This window comes from Paraburkholderia strydomiana (assembly GCF_046030495.1).
In the GTDB taxonomy this organism is placed as follows: Bacteria; Pseudomonadota; Gammaproteobacteria; order Burkholderiales; family Burkholderiaceae; genus Paraburkholderia; species Paraburkholderia strydomiana_A.
In genome coordinates this window covers 344,611-369,994 of the sequence record NZ_JAQQCJ010000002.1, presented here as the reverse complement: position 1 = coordinate 369,994, position 25,384 = coordinate 344,611, and the positions used below count along the sequence as shown (strand labels likewise).

The 25,384-nt window shown below is 61.5% G+C and carries 22 protein-coding genes and 1 pseudogene; 14 read left to right on the top strand and 9 right to left on the bottom strand.

What is annotated here, in order from left to right:
• Window positions 1-2: 2 nt before the first annotated feature.
• The gene (locus tag PQQ53_RS04800) at window positions 3-1,238 is read right to left on the bottom strand and encodes an extracellular solute-binding protein (protein ID WP_408147213.1); all 1,236 of its coding nucleotides are present in this window, start codon (window positions 1,236-1,238) and stop codon (window positions 3-5) included.
• A 904-nt stretch (window positions 1,239-2,142) separates the two neighbouring features.
• On the opposite strand from PQQ53_RS04800, the gene PQQ53_RS04795 reads away from it, so the two are divergent.
• The 7 genes from PQQ53_RS04795 (at window position 2,143) to PQQ53_RS04765 (ending at window position 7,653) form a co-directional block, all read left to right on the top strand.
• Complete coding sequence (locus PQQ53_RS04795; RefSeq protein ID WP_408152291.1) at window positions 2,143-3,132, top strand: CobW family GTP-binding protein; 990 nt, start codon at window positions 2,143-2,145, stop codon at window positions 3,130-3,132.
• A gap of 25 nt (window positions 3,133-3,157) precedes the next feature.
• The gene (locus PQQ53_RS04790; protein ID WP_408152290.1) at window positions 3,158-3,661 is read left to right on the top strand and encodes a DUF1097 domain-containing protein; all 504 of its coding nucleotides are present in this window, start codon (window positions 3,158-3,160) and stop codon (window positions 3,659-3,661) included.
• 25 nt (window positions 3,662-3,686) lie between these two features.
• Complete coding sequence (nthB, locus tag PQQ53_RS04785) at window positions 3,687-4,430, top strand: nitrile hydratase subunit beta (RefSeq protein WP_408152289.1); 744 nt, start codon at window positions 3,687-3,689, stop codon at window positions 4,428-4,430.
• Window positions 4,431-4,463: 33 nt separating this feature from the next.
• A complete protein-coding gene (nthA, locus tag PQQ53_RS04780) occupies window positions 4,464-5,105 on the top strand; it encodes a nitrile hydratase subunit alpha (protein WP_408152288.1) in 642 nt (213 codons plus the stop codon).
• A 2-nt stretch (window positions 5,106-5,107) separates the two neighbouring features.
• Entirely contained in the window at window positions 5,108-5,455 is a 348-nt protein-coding gene (locus PQQ53_RS04775; RefSeq protein ID WP_408152287.1) for a nitrile hydratase accessory protein, read from the top strand.
• 83 nt (window positions 5,456-5,538) lie between these two features.
• The gene (locus PQQ53_RS04770; RefSeq protein WP_408152286.1) at window positions 5,539-6,594 is read left to right on the top strand and encodes a HoxN/HupN/NixA family nickel/cobalt transporter; all 1,056 of its coding nucleotides are present in this window, start codon (window positions 5,539-5,541) and stop codon (window positions 6,592-6,594) included.
• Between the two features lie 54 nt (window positions 6,595-6,648).
• A complete protein-coding gene (locus tag PQQ53_RS04765; protein WP_408147201.1) occupies window positions 6,649-7,653 on the top strand; it encodes a GlxA family transcriptional regulator in 1,005 nt (334 codons plus the stop codon).
• A gap of 181 nt (window positions 7,654-7,834) precedes the next feature.
• On the opposite strand, the gene PQQ53_RS04760 is transcribed toward PQQ53_RS04765, so the two are convergent.
• The 3 genes from PQQ53_RS04760 to PQQ53_RS04750 are packed head-to-tail and all read right to left on the bottom strand — an operon-like array spanning window position 7,835 to window position 11,207.
• A complete protein-coding gene (locus tag PQQ53_RS04760) occupies window positions 7,835-8,641 on the bottom strand; it encodes an NAD-dependent epimerase/dehydratase family protein (protein ID WP_408147199.1) in 807 nt (268 codons plus the stop codon).
• A 31-nt stretch (window positions 8,642-8,672) separates the two neighbouring features.
• The gene (locus PQQ53_RS04755) at window positions 8,673-9,416 is read right to left on the bottom strand and encodes a GntR family transcriptional regulator (protein ID WP_408147197.1); all 744 of its coding nucleotides are present in this window, start codon (window positions 9,414-9,416) and stop codon (window positions 8,673-8,675) included.
• A gap of 51 nt (window positions 9,417-9,467) precedes the next feature.
• Entirely contained in the window at window positions 9,468-11,207 is a 1,740-nt protein-coding gene (locus PQQ53_RS04750) for an IlvD/Edd family dehydratase (protein ID WP_408147364.1), read from the bottom strand.
• Between the two features lie 143 nt (window positions 11,208-11,350).
• On the opposite strand from PQQ53_RS04750, the gene PQQ53_RS04745 reads away from it, so the two are divergent.
• Window positions 11,351-12,349 (top strand): 2-hydroxyacid dehydrogenase, encoded by a 999-nt coding sequence (locus PQQ53_RS04745; RefSeq protein WP_408152285.1) that lies wholly within the window; start codon window positions 11,351-11,353, stop codon window positions 12,347-12,349.
• A 41-nt stretch (window positions 12,350-12,390) separates the two neighbouring features.
• On the top strand, window positions 12,391-13,320 hold the full coding sequence (locus tag PQQ53_RS04740; protein ID WP_408152284.1) for a dihydrodipicolinate synthase family protein: 930 nt from the start codon (window positions 12,391-12,393) through the stop codon (window positions 13,318-13,320).
• A 69-nt stretch (window positions 13,321-13,389) separates the two neighbouring features.
• Here the strand turns inward: PQQ53_RS04740 and PQQ53_RS04735 are convergent, their stop codons facing one another.
• The 4 genes from PQQ53_RS04735 to PQQ53_RS04720 form a co-directional block, all read right to left on the bottom strand.
• Window positions 13,390-14,556 (bottom strand): mandelate racemase/muconate lactonizing enzyme family protein, encoded by a 1,167-nt coding sequence (locus PQQ53_RS04735; RefSeq protein WP_408152283.1) that lies wholly within the window; start codon window positions 14,554-14,556, stop codon window positions 13,390-13,392.
• 119 nt (window positions 14,557-14,675) lie between these two features.
• On the bottom strand, window positions 14,676-15,968 hold the full coding sequence (locus tag PQQ53_RS04730) for an MFS transporter (protein WP_408147190.1): 1,293 nt from the start codon (window positions 15,966-15,968) through the stop codon (window positions 14,676-14,678).
• A gap of 73 nt (window positions 15,969-16,041) precedes the next feature.
• Window positions 16,042-17,349, bottom strand: a complete 1,308-nt coding sequence (locus PQQ53_RS04725) for an MFS transporter (protein ID WP_408152282.1) — start codon at window positions 17,347-17,349, stop codon at window positions 16,042-16,044.
• Window positions 17,350-17,449: 100 nt separating this feature from the next.
• Entirely contained in the window at window positions 17,450-18,997 is a 1,548-nt protein-coding gene (locus PQQ53_RS04720; protein WP_408147186.1) for a D-arabinonate dehydratase, read from the bottom strand.
• A 236-nt stretch (window positions 18,998-19,233) separates the two neighbouring features.
• On the opposite strand from PQQ53_RS04720, the gene PQQ53_RS04715 reads away from it, so the two are divergent.
• Window positions 19,234-20,172 carry an SMP-30/gluconolactonase/LRE family protein gene (locus PQQ53_RS04715; protein ID WP_408152281.1) on the top strand — a complete coding sequence of 313 codons (939 nt, stop codon included), beginning with the start codon at window positions 19,234-19,236 and terminating at the stop codon, window positions 20,170-20,172.
• A gap of 84 nt (window positions 20,173-20,256) precedes the next feature.
• A complete protein-coding gene (locus PQQ53_RS04710) occupies window positions 20,257-20,661 on the top strand; it encodes a heme-binding protein (protein ID WP_408152280.1) in 405 nt (134 codons plus the stop codon).
• A 148-nt stretch (window positions 20,662-20,809) separates the two neighbouring features.
• Here the strand turns inward: PQQ53_RS04710 and PQQ53_RS04705 are convergent, their stop codons facing one another.
• On the bottom strand, window positions 20,810-21,727 hold the full coding sequence (locus PQQ53_RS04705; protein WP_408152279.1) for a LysR family transcriptional regulator: 918 nt from the start codon (window positions 21,725-21,727) through the stop codon (window positions 20,810-20,812).
• A gap of 115 nt (window positions 21,728-21,842) precedes the next feature.
• Between PQQ53_RS04705 and PQQ53_RS04700 the strand changes: the two genes are divergently transcribed.
• The 3 genes and pseudogenes from PQQ53_RS04700 to PQQ53_RS04690 all read left to right on the top strand — a co-directional run bounded on the left by PQQ53_RS04700 (window position 21,843) and on the right by PQQ53_RS04690 (window position 24,516).
• Entirely contained in the window at window positions 21,843-23,006 is a 1,164-nt protein-coding gene (locus tag PQQ53_RS04700) for an alpha/beta fold hydrolase (protein WP_408152278.1), read from the top strand.
• 100 nt (window positions 23,007-23,106) lie between these two features.
• Window positions 23,107-23,277: pseudogene (locus PQQ53_RS04695) on the top strand (DUF2252 family protein); the annotation flags it as partial.
• Entirely contained in the window at window positions 23,257-24,516 is a 1,260-nt protein-coding gene (locus PQQ53_RS04690; protein WP_408323335.1) for a transporter substrate-binding domain-containing protein, read from the top strand. The pseudogene PQQ53_RS04695 and the gene PQQ53_RS04690, both read left to right, overlap by 21 nt.
• Window positions 24,517-25,384 lie beyond the last annotated feature (868 nt).

The window sequence follows — 25,384 nt, the reverse complement described above, 5'->3', positions numbered from 1 at the left end:
CCTCAGGCTTTGCTCAACGCGGTCCACTTCTGCGCGGACCGTTTCAGCGCGTCGGCCACGCTTGCTTGACCGAGGATCGCCGCTTGCCATGCCGTCCCGTTGGTCTCGTCCCATTCGCCGAACCAGCGCGTGATCACATCCTTCTTGCGAGCCAGATCCTGTTGCTTCTGAAACATCGAGAAGTCGCCGTACTTTTCATACGCGGTGCGGACTTCGGGGTCGTTAAAGAGCGGCTTCACGCCGAATGCCGTGCCGGTGTCCATGAACATCGCTTTCTGAAACGCGTACTGGCCATCGAATCGTCCACCGAACGCTTCGATCAGACGCGTCGCCTCAGCGGCCCGCGTCTTGTTGGCGCCGGCCGCGGCGCTCATCGCGTGCATACGCATCCACGCAACCGTGGCGTGCGAACCGTTCGGGCCGGCCGGCATCAACGCCTGCCTGATATGGCCCGCGACGCGCGACTGGCGCGGATCGTTAAGCGCCTGAACCCGGTAGCGAGGCAATAATGCGAACGCGTGATTGCCCGACGCCACGGCCTTGAAGCCGTTCAATTCTCCCAACTCGACGCACGCAGGCGAAACGATGTGGTGCTTGTTGACCGCATCGGCAACCCATTGCAGCGAAGTCACCGCGCCGTGCTTCGGATCGTCCATCACCGCCTTGCCGCTGTCGTCGACAAAGCGGCCGCCATTCGAAAACACCAGTGACGACATGAACTCGATCAGCCAGCTTTCGCGTGCCATCGAGAGCATCAGCGGGTATTGCGAGAGACCCGCATTCTTGATCTTCAGGGATTGCGCGACCAGTTCGTCCCACGTTGCAGGCGGCGCCGCGATGCCCGCCTTGGCGAGCTTGTCGGCGTCGTACAGAAACGCCATGTAGTCGGTGTAGTAGGTGAGACCGTACTGACGACCCTTGTAGCGCATCGATTGGGTGCAGAAATCCTGCACCTCGCCGTTGTACCTGAGCAGTTGCGGATAGCCGTCGAGCGGCGCAAGCCAGCCCGCGTCGGCCCACTCGGGCAGCCAGCCGTCGGACACCCACAGCACGTCGATCGGCGCCTGGCCTACGAATTTCGTCACCATCGCCTCGCGATACTGTGCGAACGGGAGGTTGTTGTAGTTGACGTTCAGCCCCGTTTCCTTCTGAAACGGCACGAGCATGCGCTTCACCGTATCGACGCCGGCCGACCAGGTATGCAGATTCACGCTGTCGGCAGCGAAGGCCCGGGACATCCCACCCATCAAACCAGAAGCAGCGAGCCCCGCACCCGCCGACACCTGTAGAAATCGACGACGACTGTTCCCGGATCTATTGACGACGTTACTCATGGCTCGCTCCGACCGTTTGCGCGGCACTGTTCACACGTGGCGTAGCCGCTGCTTCGGCTACCTCTTGAGACGCGAAGATATCTCCGAGAAAATAAATCGTCAATTGACGACATACGGAATATGCAAAAAAATCTGGTTAGCGAACGTCTCAGACACGCTGAGCACATTCGACCCGTTTTTCGCGGTTTCTCCCCATTTATCCGATTGAGCTTCCGATTCAATCGCAGAAATTATGGTCGTCAACCGACGAATGACTGCAAGAATCTTGACACTGGGGCGCCGCAGGAGAGCAACGTGGTGGGAATTCTGCACGGAGCGGGCACGCGCAAAAGGCCGCCCAGGATGGACGCACGTGAGTCGCATGGCGACCGAGGCGATTAGAAAGTGATGGGCGCTGGCCTGGTGGATCCACCGAACCGGCAGACTACCCAGCGCGTCACGCCCGGGCGAGCTCCAGCAGCGCCGCCATGTTGACGATACGGCCCACCGTCGCCCAAGCGGTCAGCACGTGAACCGGCGGTGCCCGCGCTCAACAGGATCGCGCTCTGTCGAGGTGGTCGTCCATCCCGCCGCATATTCGCGGAGCATTGCGCACCGTCGCGGAGCATCGAATCTCTCACCTGCACCAGCGCTTGGCATCGGAATCATGCCGCGTCGTCGTGCCATTTTGTCCTGATTGTCCGACTCGGACAAAAGCCGCCACATTTTCAGCGCATTCGAGACAAGCTGATTTCCGGCGCAGACGGATGACGGCGACAGGTCCGGTACTCGCTCTATTGAGCCAGTCTCGATCAGCAATGGACTCCTCATGAATCGCACACCCACACTGCGCAAGCTTCCCGTCACCGTCATCTCCGGGTTTCTCGGCGCGGGTAAGACCACGCTCGTCAATCAGTTGCTGCAGCAGCGCGCGCCGGGTTCGATCGGCGTGGTCGTCAACGAATTCGGCGAAGTCGGCATCGACGGACAATTGATCCTCGCCGAAGAACAGGCGATGGTCGAAATCAATAACGGCTGCGTGTGCTGCACGGTGCGCGCGGACCTCGTCAGCAGTGTGAAAGCGCTGCTGGCGCGCCCGCGGACCGCTGCTGCGCCCATGCACCGGCTGATCGTCGAGACATCCGGACTCGCCGATCCGGCGCCGGTCCTGCAAACGTTCCTGGCCGATCCCGACCTACGCGAAGCCGTGGATCTCGAATCGGTCGTCACCGTGGTCGACGCACTGCATCTGCGCCGCCAACTCGACGACGACATTGCGCGCGAACAGGTGGCCTTCGCCGACGTCATTCTGATCAACAAGCTCGACCTGATCACGGAAGACGAGCTTATCGCTGTCGAGCGAACGATCCGTTCATTGAATCCAACCGCCGCCATCATCACCTCGACCCGTTCGCCAATCCGCGCGGACGCTCTGCTGGGTATGCGCCGCTTCTCGCTCCCCACGCTGCTTGCGATCGAGCCCGATCTGCTCGACGAAGGCGCTCACGACCACGAACACGACGCGTCGATTCAATCGTGCGCGCTGGTCGAAAAGGGCGACCTCGATGCGACGCGCTTTAGCCGTTGGATCAACGAACTCGTGCAACAGCAAGGCCAGCAACTGATGCGGATGAAAGGGGTTCTCAACTTCCACGCCGAAGCGCGGCAGTTTCATTTCCATAGCGTGCACATGTTGCTGGAGGCCGAACCAGGACGCGCATGGCTGAAGGACGAGCCGCGCGAGAACAGGTTCGTGTTCATCGGTCGCAATCTGAATTTTTCGCAACTACGTGAATCGTTTCTCAGCTGTATCCACTAGCCCAACTTACCTCGAGGATTCTGCAATGAAGAAGACTGATGCGCTTACCGTCAGTATCGGCTTGCTCGCCGTCGTCGACACCTACGTCACGGCAACGGTGTTTCCAGTCCCGGTTTGGGTCACCTTTATCGCGTGGGCTTCGTTCTTCGTGGTCGGCGGCGGTCCGCGCGGCTTCGTGCAGAGCGTCGCATCCAACCTCACCGGCCTCGTCATCGCGTCGCTCTCGCTGCTGGCCGTCGCCAATGCCGGCCCGACGCCGCTCGTCGCAGCGATTTGCGTCGGTGTCGGGAGTGCGGCGATGGTGCAGGTATCGAAACTGAAGCTGCTGAATGTGCTGCCGGCCGTCGTGTGGGGCTTTGCTTCGACGGTCGGCACCACCGTCGCCACGGGCAAGGCGATTACCACACTCAGCATTCAGAACCCCGCGCTGGTGGCTGCCGCCGCGCTCGTCACCGGCGCCGTATTCGGCATCGTCTCCGAAGCGTTCGGCGACGCGCTGAGCCACAAGCCTCAGCATCAACTCAACTGATCTCACACTTCACGAACCGCACACCATGAAACTACAGCACAGCCTTGGGGGGCTCGAAAACCTCGGCCCCGTCAATGTCGAGACACGAGTTTTCGTCGAGCCGTGGGAGAAGCGCATTTTCGGCATTCATACGGTGATGATGGCGGAAAGCACGCATCTGTCGGACGCGCTGCCAAAGTACCCGGTAGCAACGTTGCCTACCGCGTTCAGGAATACGTGGACCTGGGCGTCGCTGCGCACCGGCGCCGAAGGCATGCAGCCGTTCGAATACTTCAAATACCGGTACTACGAAAAGTGGCTGATGGGGATTTCGCAATTCTTCATCGATCAGGGTTACGTATCGGCCGACGAACTTGCGCAGAAGACCGCGCATTACCGCGCCCATCCGGAAGCGCCGCTGCCGGAACAGCCGAGTCCGGCAATCGCCTCGCAGATCAGCGACTACCTTGCAAAAGGCGATTCGGGACTGAACGCACTGAAGCAGGCACCGCGTTTCGAATCCGGCGCCGAGGTGTGCATAGCCGATCCGGCCGCCGTCGATCACACGCGTTTGCCCGGCTATCTGCGCAACAAGCGCGGCGTGATCGACTTCGTCTATCCGGGTGCCTACTCCTACTTCGTTTCGACCGGACCCGACGGCATCGGCGAGCCGATGCCCGTCTATCGCATTGCGTTCAAAGCCGAGGACATCTGGGGCAAGGACAAGAGCGAACCGAACACGACGATCTACGCCGATCTATACGAAGCGTATCTCGACGCATCGAACTGAATCTCTACACCTATCATCTGATACAGAACCACCATGAGTGAACTATTCAAATACGACGACGAACGCGAGGCCGCGAGCGCAGCCAAAGTACGGGCGCTCGAAGCGCTTCTGATCGAGAAAGGGGTGCTGGGCAGCGACTCGGTCGATACCGTGCTCAGTCATTTCGAAACGATGGCCGGCCCGTTCAATGGCGCGAAAATCGTGGCGCGCGCATGGATCGATCCGGCGTTCAAGGCACGCCTTGTCGAAGACACACCAAAGGCGATTGCGGAAATGGACTTCCCGGCCGGAATGGAAGGCGCGGAAGGCGAACACATGGCCGCAGTCGCCAACGGCGACGGTGTTCACAACCTCATCATCTGCACGCTTTGCTCCTGCTATCCCTGGCCGGTGCTGGGTCTGCCGCCCTACTGGTACAAGGACCCGGTGTTCCGCGCGCGCGGCGTGCGCGAACCGCGCGCCGTGCTGAAGGAGTTTGGCGTGCCGGTTTCGGACGATACGGAAGTCAAGGTATGGGACAGCAGCGCGCAAATCCGCTGGTTCGTCATCCCGGAGCGGCCCGCCGGCACCGAAGGCATGAGCGAAGTGGAACTGGCGGCGCTCGTCACGCCGGAAGCGATGATGGGTGTGGCGCTGGTGCCCTCGCCTTCCGCCTCGCCGTGGCAGGCGGTCTGATCATGTTTACCCGTTTCGAGGAATATGCCGCTTCCAGCATGCTTGGTAGTCCGGACTCTCCGCCGCGCATGCAAGGCAAACTGCTGTTCGACAAGCCATGGGAACGGCAGGCATTCGGGCTCGCGCTTTCGTTGTCGAAGGCGGGGCACTTCGAGTGGGAAGACTTCCGTCAGAATCTCATGGCGTCCATCGCCGAATGGGAAGACGGATACTGCGCGGGGCAGCCGCCGTGGGATTACTACGAGCGCTTTCTGCTCGCCCTCGAAAAGACCGTGACGCAGGCCGGGGTGCTGTCGGCCACCGACATGGCATCGCTGGATCTGCGCGCATTGCGTCCGTCCGGCAACTGAGCCGTGCCCTTGCTTCCGGCGTTCAGGCAGGGGCGCGAAGCGCGCGCCATATCGCGCAACGCCGTTTCATCAGGATACCTATCATGCTCAAGCAACTGTCCAATGTACTCAGCGGATCCGATCCGCAGGTCCAGCGCAAGCTCCTCGGCATCTACAGCCTGCTGTTGGTGACTAATGCCGCCGCGTGGATCTGGGCGTTCGTGTCGTTCCGGGACCACCCGGTCCTGCTCGGCACCGCGTTGATTGCCTACGGACTCGGCTTGCGCCACGCGGTCGATGCCGATCACATTGCCGCGATCGACAACGTGACCCGTAAGTTGATGCAGGATAAAAAGCGTCCTGTCGCCGTGGGCTTTTTCTTCTCGCTCGGTCACTCGACCATCATCGTCGTCGCCTCGCTCGCGGTCGCGGCAGTCGCAGGCGTGTTGAGCACGCGCTTTGTCCAATACAAGGAATTGGGTGGACTGATCAGCACATCGGTATCGACCCTCTTCATGTTCGCCATCGCGTTCCTGAACCTGCTGATTATGAAATCGATCTTCCAGGCATGGCGTCACATACGCGCAGGCGGCGCCTACGTCGACGACGACTTCGACATGTTGCTAGCCGATCGCGGCTTCCTCGCGCGGATCTTCCGGCCTATGTTCCGGCTCGTCGGACGCAGCTGGCACATGTTCCCGCTTGGCTTTCTGTTCGGACTGGGTTTCGATACCGCGACCGAAGTGAGCCTGCTCGGCATGTCGGCGTCGCAGGCTTCGCACGGCATTTCGCCATGGGCGGTGATGGTGTTCCCGGCGCTCTTCAGCGCGGGGATGTCGCTGGTCGATACGCTCGACGGCCACCTGATGCTCGGCGCCTACGGCTGGGCGTATCTAAAGCCGATTCGTAAGATCTACTACAACATGACGATCACGCTGGTGTCGGTCGCGGTTGCGCTGCTGGTCGGCACGATCGAGGCGCTGGGCCTGATTTCTGACCACTTGAAGCTCGAAGGCAAGCTGTGGGATGCTATCGGTACGTTGAACGACAACTTCGGTACGCTGGGCTACGTCATCATCGGCGTCTTCGCCGCGAGCTGGATCGTATCGATGGTGCTTTACCGGGCCCGGCGCTTCGACGAACTCGGGACAAGCCGCTAGGCGAGCGCATGCGGCACGCGCCGCGCCAGCCTCGGCTCCATTTGACTGACACCTATGCGCAAGATCACCGTCGGAATGGTCCTGTTCCCAGGATTCCAGCTGCTCGATATCGCGGGCCCCAAGGACGCCTTTGCGGAAGTCCGCATTCTCAGTCAGGGGGCGTGCGAATACGAGATGCTGACAGTCGGCACGACGCGGGGCAGTGTGCTGTCTTCCAGCGGACTGACGGTCATGCCGGACCGGACCATCTTCGATCCGTGTCCGCATTTCGACACGGTAATCGTGCCCGGCGGCCTCGGTGTATTCGAAGTACTCGAAGACTCGACGCTTAGCGAATGGCTCGTGAAGCAGCACAAGAGTTGCAGGCGGATCGCCGCTATCTGTAACGGCGTTTTTGCTTTCGGCGCCGCCGGCATGATCGATAACCGTACGGTCACGACACACTGGATGGACGCCACGCGTCTTTCGGCGATGTTTCCGAAGGTGAAGGTCGAACCCGACCAGATCTATGTAAAAGACAGCGGCCTCTACACGACTGCGGGCGTGACCGCCGGCATCGATCTCGCACTGGTCATGATCGAAGAGGACTTCGGCAAGAAAATGGCGCTCGACGTCGCGAAATATCTGATCGTGTACGTGCGTCGCGCGGGCGGCCAATCGCAGTTCAGCCCGCTGCTGGAAACTCAAGCCGCCAGCGATTCCCAGATCCAGTCAATTCAGGAGTACCTGCTCGACAATCTTCATCTGAACCATACGACCGCGTCGCTTGCGCACCGGTTAAAAATGAGTCCGCGCAATCTGTCCCGCATCTTCACCAAGGAATGCGGCGTCAGTTTGATCGCATTCCTGAACGACGCGCGCATCGACGCCGCGCGTCGCTACCTCGAAAGCACCCGCCACCCGATTGGCGAAATCGCGAAGCGTTGCGGCTTCGAGAGCGCGGACACACTTCGGCGTACGTTTAGCCGCCGGCTTCAGATCAGTCCCGCCGAATACCGGCAGCGCTTTCGCTCCGGCGATCAGCTGAACGACAGGGCTGCTGCTCTCCGTCATCGATGACGAGGGCGATCGCGAATCGCGCGAATTGCACGCGATCCTCGATACGCGTCCTGGTTTCGGTGAACCCATTGTGGCCTTCAGGCCGAGTACGGCCGAGACCCTTGAGCGCACGCACACCCTGTCCAGAGCGAGCCATTTGCATGTCGCCGTCCATCACGCCGAAGCTCATTGGCTGCCGCTGTCAATCGATCCGCAGCGGATCACCGTCGAATTCGACCAGGCAGCCGAAGCCGCCATGAAACAGCGCTTCACGCGCATCTTCCGCCTTTCCCGTTGCCGCGATCTCAGCCGCGTACAGTTCGGCATCGTCTTCCGGCACGAACCCGAGATAGCGTACATTGGCGTTGTCCCAGCGATTGCGCGCGTTATTGGATACGCCATACACGACCGCGAAGTGAAATTCCGGATAGTCGATACAGCGGCGCGCCACCTGCACCATGTCGCGATGGCTGATCCATGTGAAGAGGTGACGCGGTGCGGTTGGCCGGTCGTCCGGGCGGAACGAGCCGATGCGAATGCATGCAACCGACATGCCGTGCTTGTCGGCGTACATCCGGCCAAGCGCCTCGCCGAACACCTTCGAGATGCCGTAGCGGCTATCAGGGCGCGGCTCGACGCTGTTGTCGATCATCCGGTCGCGACGATGAAAGCCCACCGCATGGTTTGAACTCGCAAACACCACGCGCTTGACGCCCGCTTGCCGCGCCGCTTCGAACACGTTGTAGCAACCCTCGATGTTCATATCGCGGATGCGCTCCCAGCGAGCCTCGTCAGGAATGCCGGCAAGATGCACGACGACGTCGACACCCTCCATGGCCGGGAGAAGATCCTCGAGCCGCGTGATGTCCGCGGTCACGATTTCCTCGCCTGCCTGCGCCGGCGCCTGCGGCGCAATATCGGCGAGGCGCAGTGCATAGTGCCCCTGGAAACCGGCGCGGAGCACACGTCCAATGTGACCGGCCGCGCCGGTAATCAGTACTCGAGTCATTGATACCCTCTCTGTGATTCAGCAAATACGGTTAATCGGTTGCGCCCTTCTGTACCGCGTAGCCGGCCGAGCGGCGATGGTGCGCTTCAAGATACGCGTCGCGCGATGGCACCAGGTGTTCCCGGCACAGCTTGATCAACGATTCCCGGTCGCCGGTTCGAAGCGCCTCGATCATCTGGTGGTGCTCGGCGCGCGCCTTCTCCAGATACTGAGGAAACACGATAGACACCGAACGGATGGCATGCGTGCGGCGTTCATATTCGCGAATCGCCTCGGTTAGAACCTGGCTTTCCGACAACGCAAAGAACGCATGGTGAAAGGCCATGTTCGCGCGGAACACGCGCCGCAGATCGCCTGCGATGGCTGCTTCGTCGTGCTCTGCCTGAATTGCCGTCAACGCATCGAGCGCCTCGCTACTGACCGGAAAAACAATACGCCTCGCCGCGTCGGCTTCCAGCAGTTCGCGCAGCGCATACAGTTCAGTGACCTCGCGCGGTGTAAACGACTTGACCACCGCGCCCACATTCTTGCGGCGCTCCACCAGGCCGCGCCGCTCCACCTCCGCCAGCACCTGACGTGCAACGTGGCGTTTCAGGTTGAAGCGCTCGCACAGATCGTCTTCCACGAGCCGTTCGCGCGGATGCAGAACGCCCAGAACGATCTGTTCCTCGAGCTCGTCCGAGACGCTGCGCAGCGTCTCGTCGACATTGCGGTCGCGTTCGACCGTCTTCGCAGTGGGTGCATCGGAGCGTTTGGGCGTGGCAGCGTTGCTCATAAAAGGGTCCGCAAAATGATCCAAGCCGCGAGCCTATACGAAAAAATGACCTTAATCCTTCTTTCCGTTGCCGGGCACGGTTGCAGTCATCCGGGCAGCTTGCAGAAAGTCGAAGTCGCAGCCCTCGTCTGCCTGCGTGATCGTCGTCAGGAAGAGCTTGCGATAACCACGCTCGTCAGGATTGACCTCGCGCGTCGGCAACGCCGCGAGACGAGTTGCAATTTCTTCGTCACCAAGGGCAAGTTCGATCGACCGCTCGGCCACGCTCAGGCGAATCCGGTCGCCCGTTTGCACGATCGCGAGGGGACCGCCGATAGCCGCTTCGGGTGTGACGTGCAAGACCACTGTGCCGGACGCCGTTCCGCTCATGCGGCCGTCCGAAATGCGCACCATGTCCTTCACACCCAGGCGGCCGAGCTTGCGCGGAATCGGAATGTAGCCCGCTTCCGGCATTCCGGGCGCACCGACCGGACCGATCCGCTTGAGCACGAGGACGTCGTCCGCCTCCACGTCCAGTTCCGGATCGTCGATGCGAAGAGCCAGGTCCTCCGCGTCCTCGAAAACAACGGCCCGCCCTTCGTGCTCCATCAGGCTGGCGCTTGCCGCGGACTGCTTGATGATCGCGCCGCCCGGCGCGAGGTTGCCACGCAGCACCGCAATGCCGCCTTGCGGAAAGATCGGGCGGTCAAACGGGCGGACGACTTCTTGCGCGAAGCTCGCCGGAGCGGCATCCAGTTCCTCGCCGAGCGTACGGCCGGTCACAGTGAGCGCATCGAGATGCAGCAGCCCTCTTATCTCGCGCATCACCGTGGTCAACCCACCGGCGCGATGCAGGTCTTCCATGTAGTGCTGCCCAGACGGCTTCAAATCGACGAGCACCGGCGTTTCACGCGCCATCCGGTCGAGCTGCTGAAGGTCGATGCGAATCCCGAGCCGGCCCGCGATTGCCGTGAGGTGAATGATGCCGTTGGTCGAGCCGCCGATTGCGAGCAGCACCCGCAACGCGTTTTCGATCGCCTTGGGCGTCAGGATGGTCGCCGGACTCAGGTCCCGCCCGATCATGGCCACGGCCTGCGCGCCGGTGCGCTCCGCAATGCGGATGCGGTCGGCGGTCACGGCAGGCGCGGACGCACCGCCCGGAAGCATCATGCCCAAGGCTTCCGCGATGCAAGCCATCGTGCTCGCGGTTCCCATCACCGAACAGGTTCCGACCGTTGCCACGAGCTGATTGTTGACCGCTTCGATCTCGGCTTCGTCGATCTGGTCGCCGCGGAAACTCGCCCAGAAACGACGGCAGTCCGTACATGCCCCCACCCGTTCACCGCGATGCGAGCCCGTGAGCATGGCACCCGTCACCAGTTGAATGGCCGGAACGCCCGCCGCCGCCGCACCCATCAACTGGGCCGGGACGGTCTTGTCGCAGCCACCGATCAGCACCACCGCATCCATTGGCTGGGCCCTGATCATCTCCTCCGTGTCCATCGACATCAGGTTGCGCAGGTACATGCTGGTCGGATGCGAAAAGCTCTCGGCAATCGAAATCGTCGGAAATTCGACCGGCAGCCCGCCAGCCAGCATCACGCCGCGCTTGACCGCCTCGATCAATTGCGGCGCGTTGCCGTGGCACGGGTTGTAGGCGCTGCCCGTGTTCGCGATGGCGACGATGGGACGCGATAGCGCGTCGTCGGTATAACCCGCGCCCTTGATGAACGCCTTGCGTAGAAAAAGCGAGAAACCTTCGTCGCCGTAGTTCGTCAGGCCCTGCCGCAAGCCGCTTTTCTTCTCGCTCATTATCGCTCCTAGATCGTCAATGAGATTATCAATAATCTTGACGGGAATGTTACCGATACTTATAGTCTGTCTGCAAGCGATTCTTTTTGATCGCGCTCGATGCCGCCTGGCAACTCTCTCCAACAGCATTCCGCGAGGTCTTCATGAAGCATGTCGTGGCCTATCGTCCGTTGCCTCCTGCCGTGCTGGGGCTACTCCGTGAGCACTGTTCCGTCGAACTGGTCGACGTATCCTCCGGCGACCTCGCGCCGTTCAGGCGCGCCCTGGGCACGGCTCACGGCATGGTCGGCAACAATCTCAAGATTACGCCTGAGATCCTCGATGCAGCGCCTGTGCTTCAGGTCGCGTCCACCATTTCGGCCGGCTTCGATGCATTCGATGTCCCCGAACTCTCGCGCCGCGGCATCGTTCTGACGAATACGCCGGAAGAAGTCACAGAAACCACCGCCGACCTCGTGTTCAGTTTGATTCTCGCGACCGCCCGGCGCATCTCCGAACTCGCCGACTGGACCCGGCGCGGCCAGTGGACGCGTACTGTCGGCGAGGCGCAATTCGGTGTCGACGTGCATCACAAAACGCTGGGAATCGTCGGGCTTGGGCGCATTGGCAGCGCGGTTGCCAGGCGGGCCGCCCTCGGCTTCGGCATGGACGTGATCTATTCCAACCGCTCGCGCAACCCCGAAGCAGAGGAACGCTACGGCGCGCAATGGCGCCCGCTTCCCGAACTGCTCGCGACTGCGGATTTCGTCTGCGTGCTTGTGCCGCTATCGCCCGCCACCGAGCGCCTGATCGGTAGCGCGGAACTCGGGACCATGAAGCCTTCGACCATCCTCATCAACTGCGCTCGCGGACAGGTCGTCGACGAGGCCGCCCTCATTGCGCATCTTCGTGAAGGCCGCATTCTCGGCGCCGGTCTCGATGTGTTCGAACGCGAACCGGTGGCGCCGGACTCGCCGCTGCTCCAGTTACCGAACGTGGTAGCGGTGCCGCATATCGGTTCCGCTACGCGACAAACGCGCGAGAACATGGCCATGCGCGCGGTGCGCAATCTCATCGATGCACTCGACGGCCAGCTCTCGTCGACCTGTGTCAATCCTGAAGCGCTCCACGCCCGCTCGTCTGCGCAACAGATCGCCGGCTGAATGGCGCGAAATACTGTCACTTCAATCAAAAGGAACACGTGATGACCTCAGTCAACCGGCCCCGCGGCGTCTACTCGCCCGTGGTCACGCCGTTCACGAGAGACCTTCTTCCCGATCACGAGCGCTATGTCCGTCATTGCCGATGGCTGATCGAACAGGACGTCGGACTCGCTGTTTTCGGCACCAACTCGGAAGCGAATTCGCTGGCCGTCAGCGAGAAAATGAAACTGCTCGAAACGTTGGTTGGCGCGGACATTCCGGTCGATCGCCTGATGCCAGGCACCGGCAGTTCCGCACTCACCGACACCGTCGAACTGACACGCCATGCGCTTTCGCTGGGCGTGAACAATGTGCTGATGCTACCGCCGTTCTACTACAAGGGCGTCACCGACGAAGGCCTGTTCCGCAGCTATGCGCAGATCATCGAGCGCGTGGGCTCCGACGCATTGCGCATTTACCTGTATCACATCCCGCCGGTGTCCCAGGTGCCGCTCAGCCTGGCGCTGATCGAGCGGCTGCTAGCTGCTTTCCCGGGCGTAATCGCCGGCGTGAAGGACAGTTCGGGCGACTGGAGCAACACCCAGGCCATGCTCGAGCGCTTCCAGCCGCATGGCTTCGATGTGTTCGCCGGCAGTGAAACCTTTTTGCTGGCCACCATGCGCGCGGGGGGCGTCGGCTGTATCACGGCAACCGGCAACGTCAATCCAGCGGCGATCGTGCAGTTGTATCGTCACTGGCAATCGGCCGACGCCGATGCCCGTCAGGCAGCACTGGATGCCACGCGCGCGGTGTTCGCCAGGTTTCCGATGATCCCCGCGCTCAAGGCAGCGATCGGCGTGTATTCGAACGACCCCGAGTGGGGCGTCGTACGTCCTCCCCTCGTCGATCTGACGCCAGCGCAGTGCGATGCGCTCGCCGCCGCCCTCCGCGAAATCGGCTTCTCGATGCCGGGGGTCGAAGTCGTCGCCTGATGTCGCGCAGAAACACCCGCCGGCTGCACGTACAACCGGCGGTTTCACCTGCTATTCGTTATTTCGGCTTCACGCCCAATCGTCGAGCGCGTATTCGTTCAGCGCGGCTTCATCGAAGTCGAATCCCAAGCCGGGACGAGTCGGCACGGTCAGCTTGCCGTCCGCGAACGACAGTTGCGTATCCACCAGCCGACGGAAATTCAGCACCTGATCGTCAGGAAAAAATTCGACATAGCGCGCGTTCGGCGTCGACGCCACCAGATGCACGTGCAGATCGTGAAACCAGTGCGGGCACATCGTCACGCCCACGGCCGCGGCCGACGCCGCAATCCGTCGCCATTCGCTGATCCCGCCGCATACCGCCGCGTCCGACTGAAGGATCATGGCCGCGCGCTTGTCGAGCAGCGCCTGATGCCGCCAGCGCCCCGCTTCTATCTCACCGGTCGCAACGGTCACCGGCGTGCGCCGACTCAGTTGCGCATGGCTTTCCACGTCATCCGGACTGAAGGGCTCTTCTATCCAGTACGGATTGAATGGCTCGTACCGGCGCATGTATTCGAGCGCGGTCGGAACGTCGGACCAGGCGTTGTTGGCATCGAGCATCAGCAGCACGTCGTCGCCGATCGCTTCTCGCGCCGCCCTGATCCGCGCTTCCTCGCTGCGCGGATCGAGCCGCCCCACCTTCATCTTCACGGCGCGAAACCCCAGCGCCACGTAACCCGCCATCTCTTCGCCGAGATGCTCTGGCGTCTTGCCTTCGAGGTAATAGCCACCGCTGGCATAGGCCGGCACGGTGGCGCTACATGTGCCGCCGAGATAGCGGCTCAACGGCAGGCCGGTCGCGCGTGCATTGCGATCCCACAAGGCGATGTCGATGATGGACAGCGCGCGCATGACCGAGCCGGCACGCCCTTGCAGCAATGACTCGTCGTACATGGCGCACCACAGGCCTTCGACATCGAGTGCGGCGCGCCCGCGCAACAGCGGCGCGAACAATTCGCGCACGGCATACGTGACCAGCATGCCGGCGCGATTGCCGCTGTAGCAAAAGCCGATGCCGTAGTGGTCGTCGGCTGTCCTGACGCGCACGACCGTGTAGTCGCGGGCAGTGACGAGACGGGTCGAGAATGCTGTGTGACGGTCAAGCGGCACCCGGATGGTGCGCGCCTCCACCGAAACGATCCGCGCAGGGGCCTGATAGTCGGTATGCTCAGGTTCAACGATGACGTGTTTCATAGCAATAGATCGACTCGAAAAAATAACGATGCTCACGGGACCGATCGTGCAGCCGCGCGCACGGTCGCAGTAGGTTGGCCGCGTGTCGCCCTGACGGCTCGCGTGGCAGGGCGGGCCGCTTATGCCGCGGTGGTGTGCGTCTCGACTGTCCCGGCTGCCGCGCGCCGGCCGATGACCAGCAGCATTGCCAGCACGCCAACCAGATCGACCGCAGCGCCGAGCATGAAGCCGCTGCTGTAACCGCCAAGGTACTGGACCGCTAAACCCATCATGGTCGGACCGACGATGCCCGAAATGTTGCTCATCAGGTGAACAAAGCCGCTTACGCCCCCAAGATGCCTGCCCGGCACAAGTTCGTGCATGATGGCCCAGCACGCTTGCGACGAAGCCGTCAGGAACAGCACGGCGAACGCGACCAGCAGTACTGCGGGTGTTACGGAATCGACCATGCTCACGCCCACGAGGGCGAGACCCGAGAGCGCGAGCGGCACGATCGCCGAGACCTTGCGCGCCAGCAGTTTGTTGCTCGCGCGCTTGAAATACGCGTCGGCGACGAGGCCGCCGCCGAAGTATCCGATCCCGCCGCATGCCCATGGCACTGCGCTCAGAATGCTCATGTGCTTCATGTCCAGATGCAGCGCATTGGTGAAATAGCTCGGCATCCAGGAGATGAACACGAACAGCGTGTAGTTCACCGCGAACAGGCCGACGCCGAGCGCGAGCGTGCTCGGACGAAACAGGTAGCTGCGCAGCGGCGTGCTTTCGTCGCCGCCTTCTGCCGGATGTGCCGCGTTGCGGCTCGCTTCGACCATCTCGCGTTCGGCCTGACCGACCCACGCGCTTTGCGCCGGCTTGTCGGTCGCGAATATGCGCCAGGCGACGATCCACGCCAGGCCGAACGCCGCGATAATGACAAACGACGTGCGCCAGCCGTAAGCAATGGCAATCAGTCCGACCACCGGCCCCGCGATCGCGCTGCCTACCGTCTGGCCGGAAAAGGTAAAGCCGACCATCGTCGCGGTTTCATGCCGGGGAAACCAGTTGGTGATGGTCCGGTTGGTCGTCGAATTCATCGGACCCTCGCCGAAACCGAACAATGCCCGGAAGATCAGCAGCGTGCCGAATCCCGTCGCGGCCGCAGTCAACCCGCAAAGAATGGACCAGGTGCCCATCGCCCAGGAAAACACCCTGCGCGGTCCGTACTTGTCGGCAAGTTGTCCGCCGACGAATGCGAAGATGGAATAGCCGAAGAAAAAACTGCTGAACACCACGCCGAGTTGCGACGGCGAAAGACTCAGCTCCTTGTTGAGGACAGGTGCGACTACACCAAGCGCCGCGCGGTCCATATAATTGATCGCGCCCGCAATAAACAGCAGCAAGGCGACAACATAGCGATACTTCCCTGTCTTCATTTTGTCTCTATTCCATGTAATTTAGGATACCGAATTCTGTTATCTGGCACTTCTGTCGAGTGCCATGGAAGTCCTACTTGTTGACAAGTCTTGCGGGAAGCTGCGTCAAGATGAGACATGCGGAGACGATCAGCGACCCCGCAATCAGGAACAGACTCGAATCAAGTGAATGCGTGACCGTCTTTAGCCACCCCACAAGCGCAGGACTGACGAATCCTGCGAGATTGCCAGTCGAATTGATCAAGGCAATGCCCGCGGCCGCACCGGTGCCGCCGAGAAAGGACGTGGGCAAGGCCCAGAACATGGGTAAGGCCGTAATCACGCCCGAAGCGGCAAGCGTCAGACCAAGCAACGCAATATATGTATTGTTGCCCGCGTAGGCGCACATCACGAAGCCCGCAGCCGCCATGCATTGCGGCACGACGACGTGCCAGCGGCGCTCACGTGTACGGTCCGCGTGGCGGCCGACCACTATCATGAGAATCAAGGCGGCAAGATAAGGCACGACCGTCAGCAGGCCGATGGTGAAAGCGTCCGTGATTCCGGAACTCTTTATGATGGTTGGCTGCCAGAAGCCAACGGCATAAGAGCCCATCACAATGCCGAAGAGAATCGTGCACAAGGTCCAGACTTTGAGCGACGTGAAGACCTCGCGTACGGAGCCGTGACTTTTGGTGCGTGCTTCCGCTTCGATTTCCGATGCAATGAAATCGCGGTCCTGAACCGGCAGCCACTTTGCGTCCTTCACCCGGTCGTCGAGGAACCAGAAAATGACGGCTGCCAGGACCACGGCGGGGACCGCTTCCAGAATGAACAGCCACTGCCAACCGGCAAGCCCCGCATGCCCCGCCAGGCGCTGCATGATGAAGCCCGAGATCGGCCCGCCGACAATGCCCGCCACCGGGTTGCCCGCCATCAGGAACGCGATCATCTTGCCGCGCCGATGCGATGGAAACCAGTAGGTGAGATACAGCACCAACCCCGGAAAAAAGCCCGCTTCGGCCACGCCCAGAAAGAAACGCAATACGTAAAACATCGTGGGCGTCGTGACCCACGCGGTCGCAGCCGAGAGCACGGCCCAGGTGAGCATGATCCGGGCGATCCAGCGGCGTGCGCCGAGCCGGTGCAGCAGCAGATTGCTCGGCACCTCGAAGAAGAAATACCCGATGAAGAAGATGCCGGCGCCGAAGCCGTACATCGCCTCGCTGAAGTTCAGATCGTTGAGCATCTGGAGCTTGGCGAAGCCCACGTTGACCCGATCCAGATACGCGACCACGTAGCAGACGAACAGCAAGGGCATGAAGCGCCAGGTCACTCGCGTGTAGATGGAGTTGCTTGCCGCGCTGTCAGGTATTCGTATTGCCGGGGTTTGGGTACTCAAGGGCTGTCTCCACTGTTTGGTTGGACTAGCTAGGGGCGGCGGTTTTTCTTATGGGTGAAAATGGCCGTTCGCCCTTGCGACACGCCGAGCCACTGGGGACTCAACTCATGATGCCGATCTGCCACGGCACGAACTCGTGATCGCCTAACCCAAGCATTTCGCTCTTTGTGCGCTCGCCCGATGCGGCTGCAAGAATAGCGTCGAAGATTTTCTGGCCCGTGCTCTGAATCGACGCAATGCCATCCAGGATCCCCCCGCAGTTCAGATCCATGTCTTCGGTCAGACGCGTGTACATCGGCGTGTTGGTGGCGAGCTTCAGCGACGGCACGGGCTTGGCGCCGAACATCGAACCGCGGCCTGTGGTGAAGGCAATAAGATTTGCACCGCCTGCAATCTGACCCGTTGCGGAGACGGGGTCGAAACCGGGCGTGTCCATGAATACGAGTCCCGGTTGCTTTACCAGCTCGGCGTATCGATATACATCCATCAGCGGCCCGGTGCCGCCTTTCATCGCCGATCCAATCGACTTTTCGAAGATGTTCGCCAGTCCGCCCACCTGATTGCCAGGACTGACCTGACCGTTGATCTGAACGTCTCGGCCGACCGAATACACGTCTTTCCACCAGCGGATCCGCTCGATCAGCTTTTCGCCGACTTCGCGGCTGACCGCACGCCGCGTAAGCGTATGTTCCACGCCGTAGATTTCGGGTGTTTCGGAAAGGATGGCCGTGCCGCCATGACGGACCAGCAAGTCCATCGCCGCGCCGAGCGAAGGATTGGCGGTGATCGACGAAAAGCCGTCCGAGCCGCCACATTGCAGACCGATCTTCAGGTGGCTGGCGGGAACCGTCGTGCGCTTCACGCGATTGGCATCGGGTAACAGCGCCCGGACCGCGGCCACGCCGGCCTCGATGGTCCGGCGCGTGCCACCGCTCTCCTGCATGATGAACGTGTGCAGCCGCGAATCAGCCTTCAGGCCTTCCTGATCCATCAGTCCCGCCAGCTGGTTACGTTCGCATCCCAGCCCGACAATCAGCGCCGCGGCGAGATTGGGATGGCGCGCATAACCCGCCATCGTCCGGCGCAGCAGCGCCATCGGTTCACCGCTCATTTCCATGCCGCAACCGATCGAGTGCGTAAATGCAACCACTCCGTCTACGTTCGGGTAGTCCGCTAGCCGTTCCGGCGTGAACCATTCGGCGATCTTGTGTGCGACCGTGGCCGAACAATTGACGGTCGACAGCACGCCAATGTAGTTGCGCGTAGCAACCTCGCCGTTATCTCGCACGATCCCCTGGAACGTAGCGCGCGCGGCTTCGGGCACCATCTCGACGGGCCGGTAGTCCGCGCCGAATGCGTAGTCCCGGTCGAACTCGCGGAACTCGACGTTGTGGCTATGGACCATCGTGCCGGGCGCAATATCCGTCGCCGCAAAACCAATCACCACGTTGTATTTGCGAACCGGCTCGCCTTTCTTGATGAGCGTCGCCGCGATCTTATAGCCTGCGGCCACCTGGCTGCGGCAAACAAAATCTTCCGCCGGAACCGGCGTGCCGATTGCGACGTCGATGCGCGCGATTACCACATTGTCAGCGGGATGCAACCTGATCACCGGCCCGGTCACATTCTTGCTCGTCATCTCAGTCATCAGGCATTGCCCTTCCAGAAATTCGCGCGGGCGCTCAAAAAATAGCGGAAGACGAGTAATCGCTTTCTCGTATAGCCACTACAGTCAATGCGCCACTGCTAGAAACATCAACATTTCAGGCATCTTATGGTACTTCAAGTTCGAATTCAAGAGAAAGCGCTTACTCATTTCGCTTTATACTACCTGTCGTGCCGCCGCAGAGGCGGAAATGCCGGGCCCCCGAACAGGAGATTGAGATGTGGCAACAAGCTGAGCGATACCCCGACCCCCGGGTGATTTCGCTAGACCCTTCCTTCGATAAATACCGCGTGGCCTTTTCGGCTGTCGAGCGGCTGGCTACCGGCTACCGGTGGACTGAAGGTCCGGTATGGTTCGGCGATGGGCGCTACCTGCTCTGGAGCGACATTCCGAACAACCAGATGCTGAAATGGGAGGAGGAAACGGGCGTGGTCAGCGTGTTCCGAAAACCCTCCAACTACGCGAACGGCAACACTCGCGACAGGCAAGGGCGGCTCGTTACATGCGAGCACGGCCGCCGTGTTACACGCACCGAATACGACGGCAGCATCACCGTCCTTCTCGAATCCTTTGAAGGCAAGCCGCTTAATTCCCCCAACGATCTGGTGGTGAAGTCGGACGGTTCTATCTGGTTCACTGATCCGCCGATGGGCATTTCCGGGCACTACGAAGGAATCAAGGCAGAGCAGGAACTGCCGCACTCCGTGTATCGGATCGATGGCGTGACGGGCGAAGCGTCCATCGTCACTCGCGACTTGAAAGGGCCGAACGGCCTGTGCTTTTCACCCGACGAGAAGCTGCTTTACATCATCGAATCGCGCGGTGTGCCCAACCGGATGATCCACGTTTATGAAATGGACGCGGACGGCCGCGGAATCGGTAAAGGACGAATGTTCTATGACGCGGGGGCCGGCACGATCGACGGAATGCGCGCGGACATCGACGGCAATTTGTGGTGCGGCTGGGGCATGGGCAATGACGAACTCGATGGCGTCATGGTCATTTCGCCGCAAGGAAAAATGATTGGCCGAATCGCCCTGCCCGAGCGCTGCGCGAATTTGTGTTTTGGCGGACGCGCGCGTAACCGGCTGTTCATGGCATCGTCGCAGTCCATTTACGCGGTGCACGTCAACACGCAGGGCGCCTTGGGTGGATGACCCGGTTGGCCGCGAAACGTATCCCGGCCACCGGCATGCGCCGGTGGCGACACTCACTTCGAAACACTGACTGATAACCCCGACATGCAAAGCAAACCCGTATTGACCGTTGTAGAAGCGACCAGAATCCTCGAAGCCGCGCGCGCGGAAGCCGAGAAAAACCAGTGGGCCGTCACCATCGCGGTCGTGGATGACGGAGGTCATCTGCTGAGCCTGCTCCGTCTCGACGGCTGTGCGCCGATAGGCGCTTACATCGCGACCGAAAAAGCGCGTACCTCAGCGCTCGGCCGACGTGAATCGAAGCAGTACGAAGACATGATCAACGGCGGGCGGACCGCGTTTCTGAGCGCACCGCTGGCCGGCACACTGGAAGGCGGCGTCCCCGTTCTGATCGACGGGCACGTCGTGGGCGCGGTGGGCGTGTCCGGTGTCAAGCCGGATCAGGATTCGCAAGTGGCCAGAACCGCAGCAAACAGTCTCAACGGCTGATCGATTGATTGATCGTTGAGCGGGACCGGCGTCGACAGCGAAGCATTCTGGAAAGGCCTCGTTGTCTATATAGCCATGAATCGATGCGATTTCACGACCTGCCGTTTGCCCCACTTCGGCTGTGGCGATACAAGTACCGCTCATCGGCCTAAGCGGACGGTGGTCGATCCCAAGGCGGTTCATCGCCAAACGCCCCGGCGAGGTAGTCGACAAACCGGCGCACTTTGAGCGGTATGCGCCGCGCGCTCGGATAAACCGCCTGAATGGTCAGATCAGCCGCGCGATAGGCCGGCAGCAGCGCTACGAGCTCGCCGCGCCGGATGTGCGCGCCGAACACGAAGGTCGGACCGTACACGATGCCTGCTCCGGCAAGCGCGGAGGCGAGCAGCATCTGCGTATTGTTGGCCGTCATCCGGCAAGGTCCGTTGATGACGTGCGCGCGGTTTTTCCCGTCGCGCAACGTCCAGTCGCCTGCCGAGACGGCCTCGCTGAAAGCAAGCCGTTGCGCATGCACCAGGTCGTCCGGCTTGCGCGGCGTTCCATGGCGCTCGAGGTAGGCGGGAGACGCACACACGACCATTCGGCACGGCGCAAGCCGGCGCGTCACAAGCCCCGGGTCCTCCAGCCGTCCGATCCGGATTGCGACATCAACGCCCGCATCGATGAGATCCACGTAGCGGTCTCCGAGCAGCACTTCCACGTTGACGTGCGGATGGTCATCCAGATAGCGCGCCACAACCTCGCCCAAATGCATCGCCCCGAACGTGACCGGCGCCGCGACGCGCAGCACACCGCGCGCCGTGCCTTGCGAGTCGCTCGCTTCCCGCCTCGCTTCGTCGAAGGCTTCGAGAATCCGCTTGCAGCGTTCGTAGTAAGTCTGACCCGTGTCGGTCAGACTCAAGCGCCGGGTGGTGCGCTGGAGTAGCCGTGCATTCAGTTCGGCCTCGAGAGCGCTCACGTGCTTGCCGGCCATCGCTGCCGATAACCCGAAGCGGCGTGCGGCCGCGGCAAAGCTACCCTCCTCGACAGCGGCGACGAATACGCCGAGGCTCGTAAGCCGGTCCATTTTGATTTCCCCATTCGATAACATGATTATCGATTGAACACACCAATCCGGCAATTATCAAGCTGACAACTTGAATCTACTATTCGGGCACCAGCTAACGGACAGGGGCACGGAAATGGAAATCAGGTCGAACGGTACGCGGATTCACGTCATGCAGCGGGGCAGCGGCGAGTTGGCGCTGGTGTTCCTGCACTACTACGGCGGCTCGTCGCGCACATGGAACGCGGTAGCGAGCGCATTGCCCGACCGGTATCGAATCGTTGCCACCGATCACCGTGGCTGGGGCGATTCCGAGGCGCCCGCCGACGGCTACCGCATTGCCGATCTTGCCGCCGATGCCGAAGGTGTCATCGAAGCACTGGGGCTGCGGCGTTACGTGCTGGTCGGTCATTCGATGGGTGGGAAGGTTGCCCAACTTATCGCATCGCGCCGGCCGGGCGGGCTCGACGGTCTTGTGCTCGTCGCGCCGTCGCCTCCGTCACCGATGTTCCTCTCCGACGAGCAACGTGCGACGTTGAGCGGCGCGTATCAGTCGCGCGAATCGGTCGAATTCGTTATCGATCACGTCTTGACCGCAAAACCGCTCGACGCCGCTCGCCGCGAGCAGGTCATCGAGGACAGCCTGAGGGCCGCACCGCAGGCTAAAGCGGCCTGGCCAGATGTGGCCATGCGCGAAGACATCACCGCCGCGGTGGCGTCAATCGACGCGCCGACCATCGTCATCTCCGGCGAACTCGACCAGGTGGATCGCGTCGCGACACTGCAGGCGGAACTGCTGCCTCGCATCCCGCACGCGGCGATGCACGTCCTGGCCGGAACGGGACACTTGTCGCCGCTAGAGGCGCCGGCCGAGGTGGCGCGGATCATCGCGCGATTCGTCGCAGCCATCGAGAACAAGTCAGTCGTGTGCAGTTCGCCCGAGCAGGTCCCGGCCGCTTTCGATGCCGCTCTGAACGCCGGCGATCTCGATGCCCTGCTCGGTATGTTTTGCAATCGAGCCACGATGCGGATGACGAATGGCGAGGTGGTACAGGAGAGCCCCGCCGACTTGCGCATGGGCCTCGCTCACTTGCTGGCACTGCGCCCACACATCCGTAACGACGTGCGTCGTGTACTGACGAGCGGCGACCTAGCCCTCGTCCTGCTCGACTGGACCCTGAACGTGACGCTACCGGACGGCCGGGAGCACGAAGAGTGCGGCACCGCTACGCAGGTTATGGAAAAGGGCCGCGACGGTGGCTGGAGGCTGCGGATCGCCAATCCGCCTGGGCTGAAGTGAATGGCACCACAGGCGTGACGTCCTTCGCATATCTAAAGGAGCGCAACGAGCGACGCTTGAGTGAGCGAATCTCACGCTGGCGGGTGCACCGAACTCTGGGGAGATCGGCGGATACATTGGACGTGGCGAACAGATGGTCGATGCGCTCGTCAAGTACGCGGATGCATACGCCGATCAGATGGAGCATGATTACGAGGTGTTTGTCGAAGCTCGCCGCTCAGGCTGGCTCGAAGCCCGCACCGACGTCGACATGGCGGCGGATTTCCGCGTCTGGTCATGGGGTCGCCGCGCGGTCCCGTTTCGAATCGCCCCGACATCGATCAGGCGTGCATGGACGATGTTCGACGTGGCCATTCACGTGCTCGCACATGTCGCGCCATACGAATTCGGGAGGGAACGGATGCACGCGCCGTCGAAATGGTCGTTCACATTGAGTGCCCTCGTGCTCGCTTCGTCCGCGATGGACCCCAGCTACGCCGTGGAGCGCGCGGCTATCACGGCCTCGGTCGCGGACAGTCCGTTGCGGGTCGTGATTGCGCCGATCGCGCCCTTCGTGTTGCCGCAAACCACGACGCCGGCAGGCTTCAGCATCGACCTATGGACCGAAGTGGCGCGCCGCATGCGCGTGGACTTCACATGGGTAGTGATTTCGGCGCGGGCCGATGTGCTGCCCACCTTGCAGCGCGGTCAGGCGGATGTCGCGATATCTGCTGTCACCATGACGCCGGAGCGCGAAAAGATCGTGGACTTTTCGCTTCCCTATTTCGACTCCGGCCTGCAGATCATCGTCCGCACGAAGAACGAAAGCAGTTTTCTGACGACTTTCTGGTCAATTCCGTGGCGGCTCATCGGTGAGCTTCTGGGCGTGGCGATCGCCATCGTCTTCCTTCTCGCCAATCTGGTCTGGTTGATCGAGCGCCGACAGGACCGTAATTTTCAGAAGCCGTATGTGCGCGCAATCGGCGAAGGTCTACGGGTGACCATGTTGATCATCGCAACCGGAGAGCACGGCGAACGCGACGCAGCCAACATGTGGCGACGCATATTGGTGCCCTCGATGTGGTTGATCGGCGTCGTGCTGATTGCCCAATTGACGGCAACGGTCACGTCTTCGCAGACCGTCGCGCGTCTGCAATCGTCCATTCGGGGTCCGGACGATCTTCCCGGCAAAACCATCGGTACGGTGCCGGGTACCGTCGCGGCAAACTACCTGACTCAACGCGGCTTGCCCTTTGTCAACGTGACGACCGCCGACGAAGGAATGCGTATGCTCACGCAAGGCGACGTGCAGGCCATCGTCTACGATGCGCCTACCCTTCAGTACTGGGCTGCCAAGCGCGGCAATGGCTTTTTCCAGGTTGTCGGGCCAATATTCCGGCCGGAAAAATACGGTATTGCCGTGGCCGAGGGTAGTCCGTTGCGCAAGAGAATCAACGAGGCGCTGCTCGCGATGTACGAGGATGGAACCTATGAGCAGATCTACGGGAAGTGGTTCGCACCAGCGAAATAGATAATCAGGCACGTCTGCTGAACGCTGCATGATCGATGCGTGCGGCGCTCGGGATAAAAGGGCCGCCGACCTCATTGATCGCTGGCGCTTTCGCTGCCCATGTCACCGGTTCTCGCGCGGCACGCTCCGCCGCCGCCAAATCGGGTTAATTTGCAAGATCGACATATGAAACGCTCTCAGCGCGCCGAAAGAAACCTCGCGCGCGAACCATCGATGATTCTCCCCAGGCTATACAGGCGCGCCTTGATGCCTTTGTGACGAGGACTCGGGGTTGGGGACAACACGCCATCAAACAGAAACTCCCCCTGAGACCGTCGTACTCGCTGGGCCCACCCGCCGCAATGCACGACTGAGGTCGACGCCCAGAGAAGACGACTAAGCCGAACGCGCCCGCAAGCGATTCATGGACCGTTGTTCGGCCAAAGCCGACGGCGGCCGATCAGGAAACGTGCGGCCGTTCCAGATCGCTTTGCCGACATTCGCGACTAGATGCCGGCGAAGCTCAGCTTTCGTCATTGACGAAGAGTCGTCTCGACCCACTGCGGCCATTCGGACATTGCTCTGCGCCACGACAACTTTCGGTTTGGTTCGAGAGGATCGCACTGCCGCGCATCCTTGTGAATAAAGCGCAGTGGTGGGGCAATGACTCAAGTGCCGGCGTTGCTTTTCTCGCCACCGACAAACCAGGTTTGGGCATCCAGCGTTTTTGCCAGGGGCGCGCGTGCCGCGCTGCATCTCATCGGCCCCTTCAGGTTACTTGCGTGGCGAGCGGTGACAGTCTTTTGTCCGCCGCCCGCGAGCGGACGGTCCAATATTGAATGATCTGCGGCGTCAAAACCAACGATTCACGCGTGTTGCGTGGCGCTGC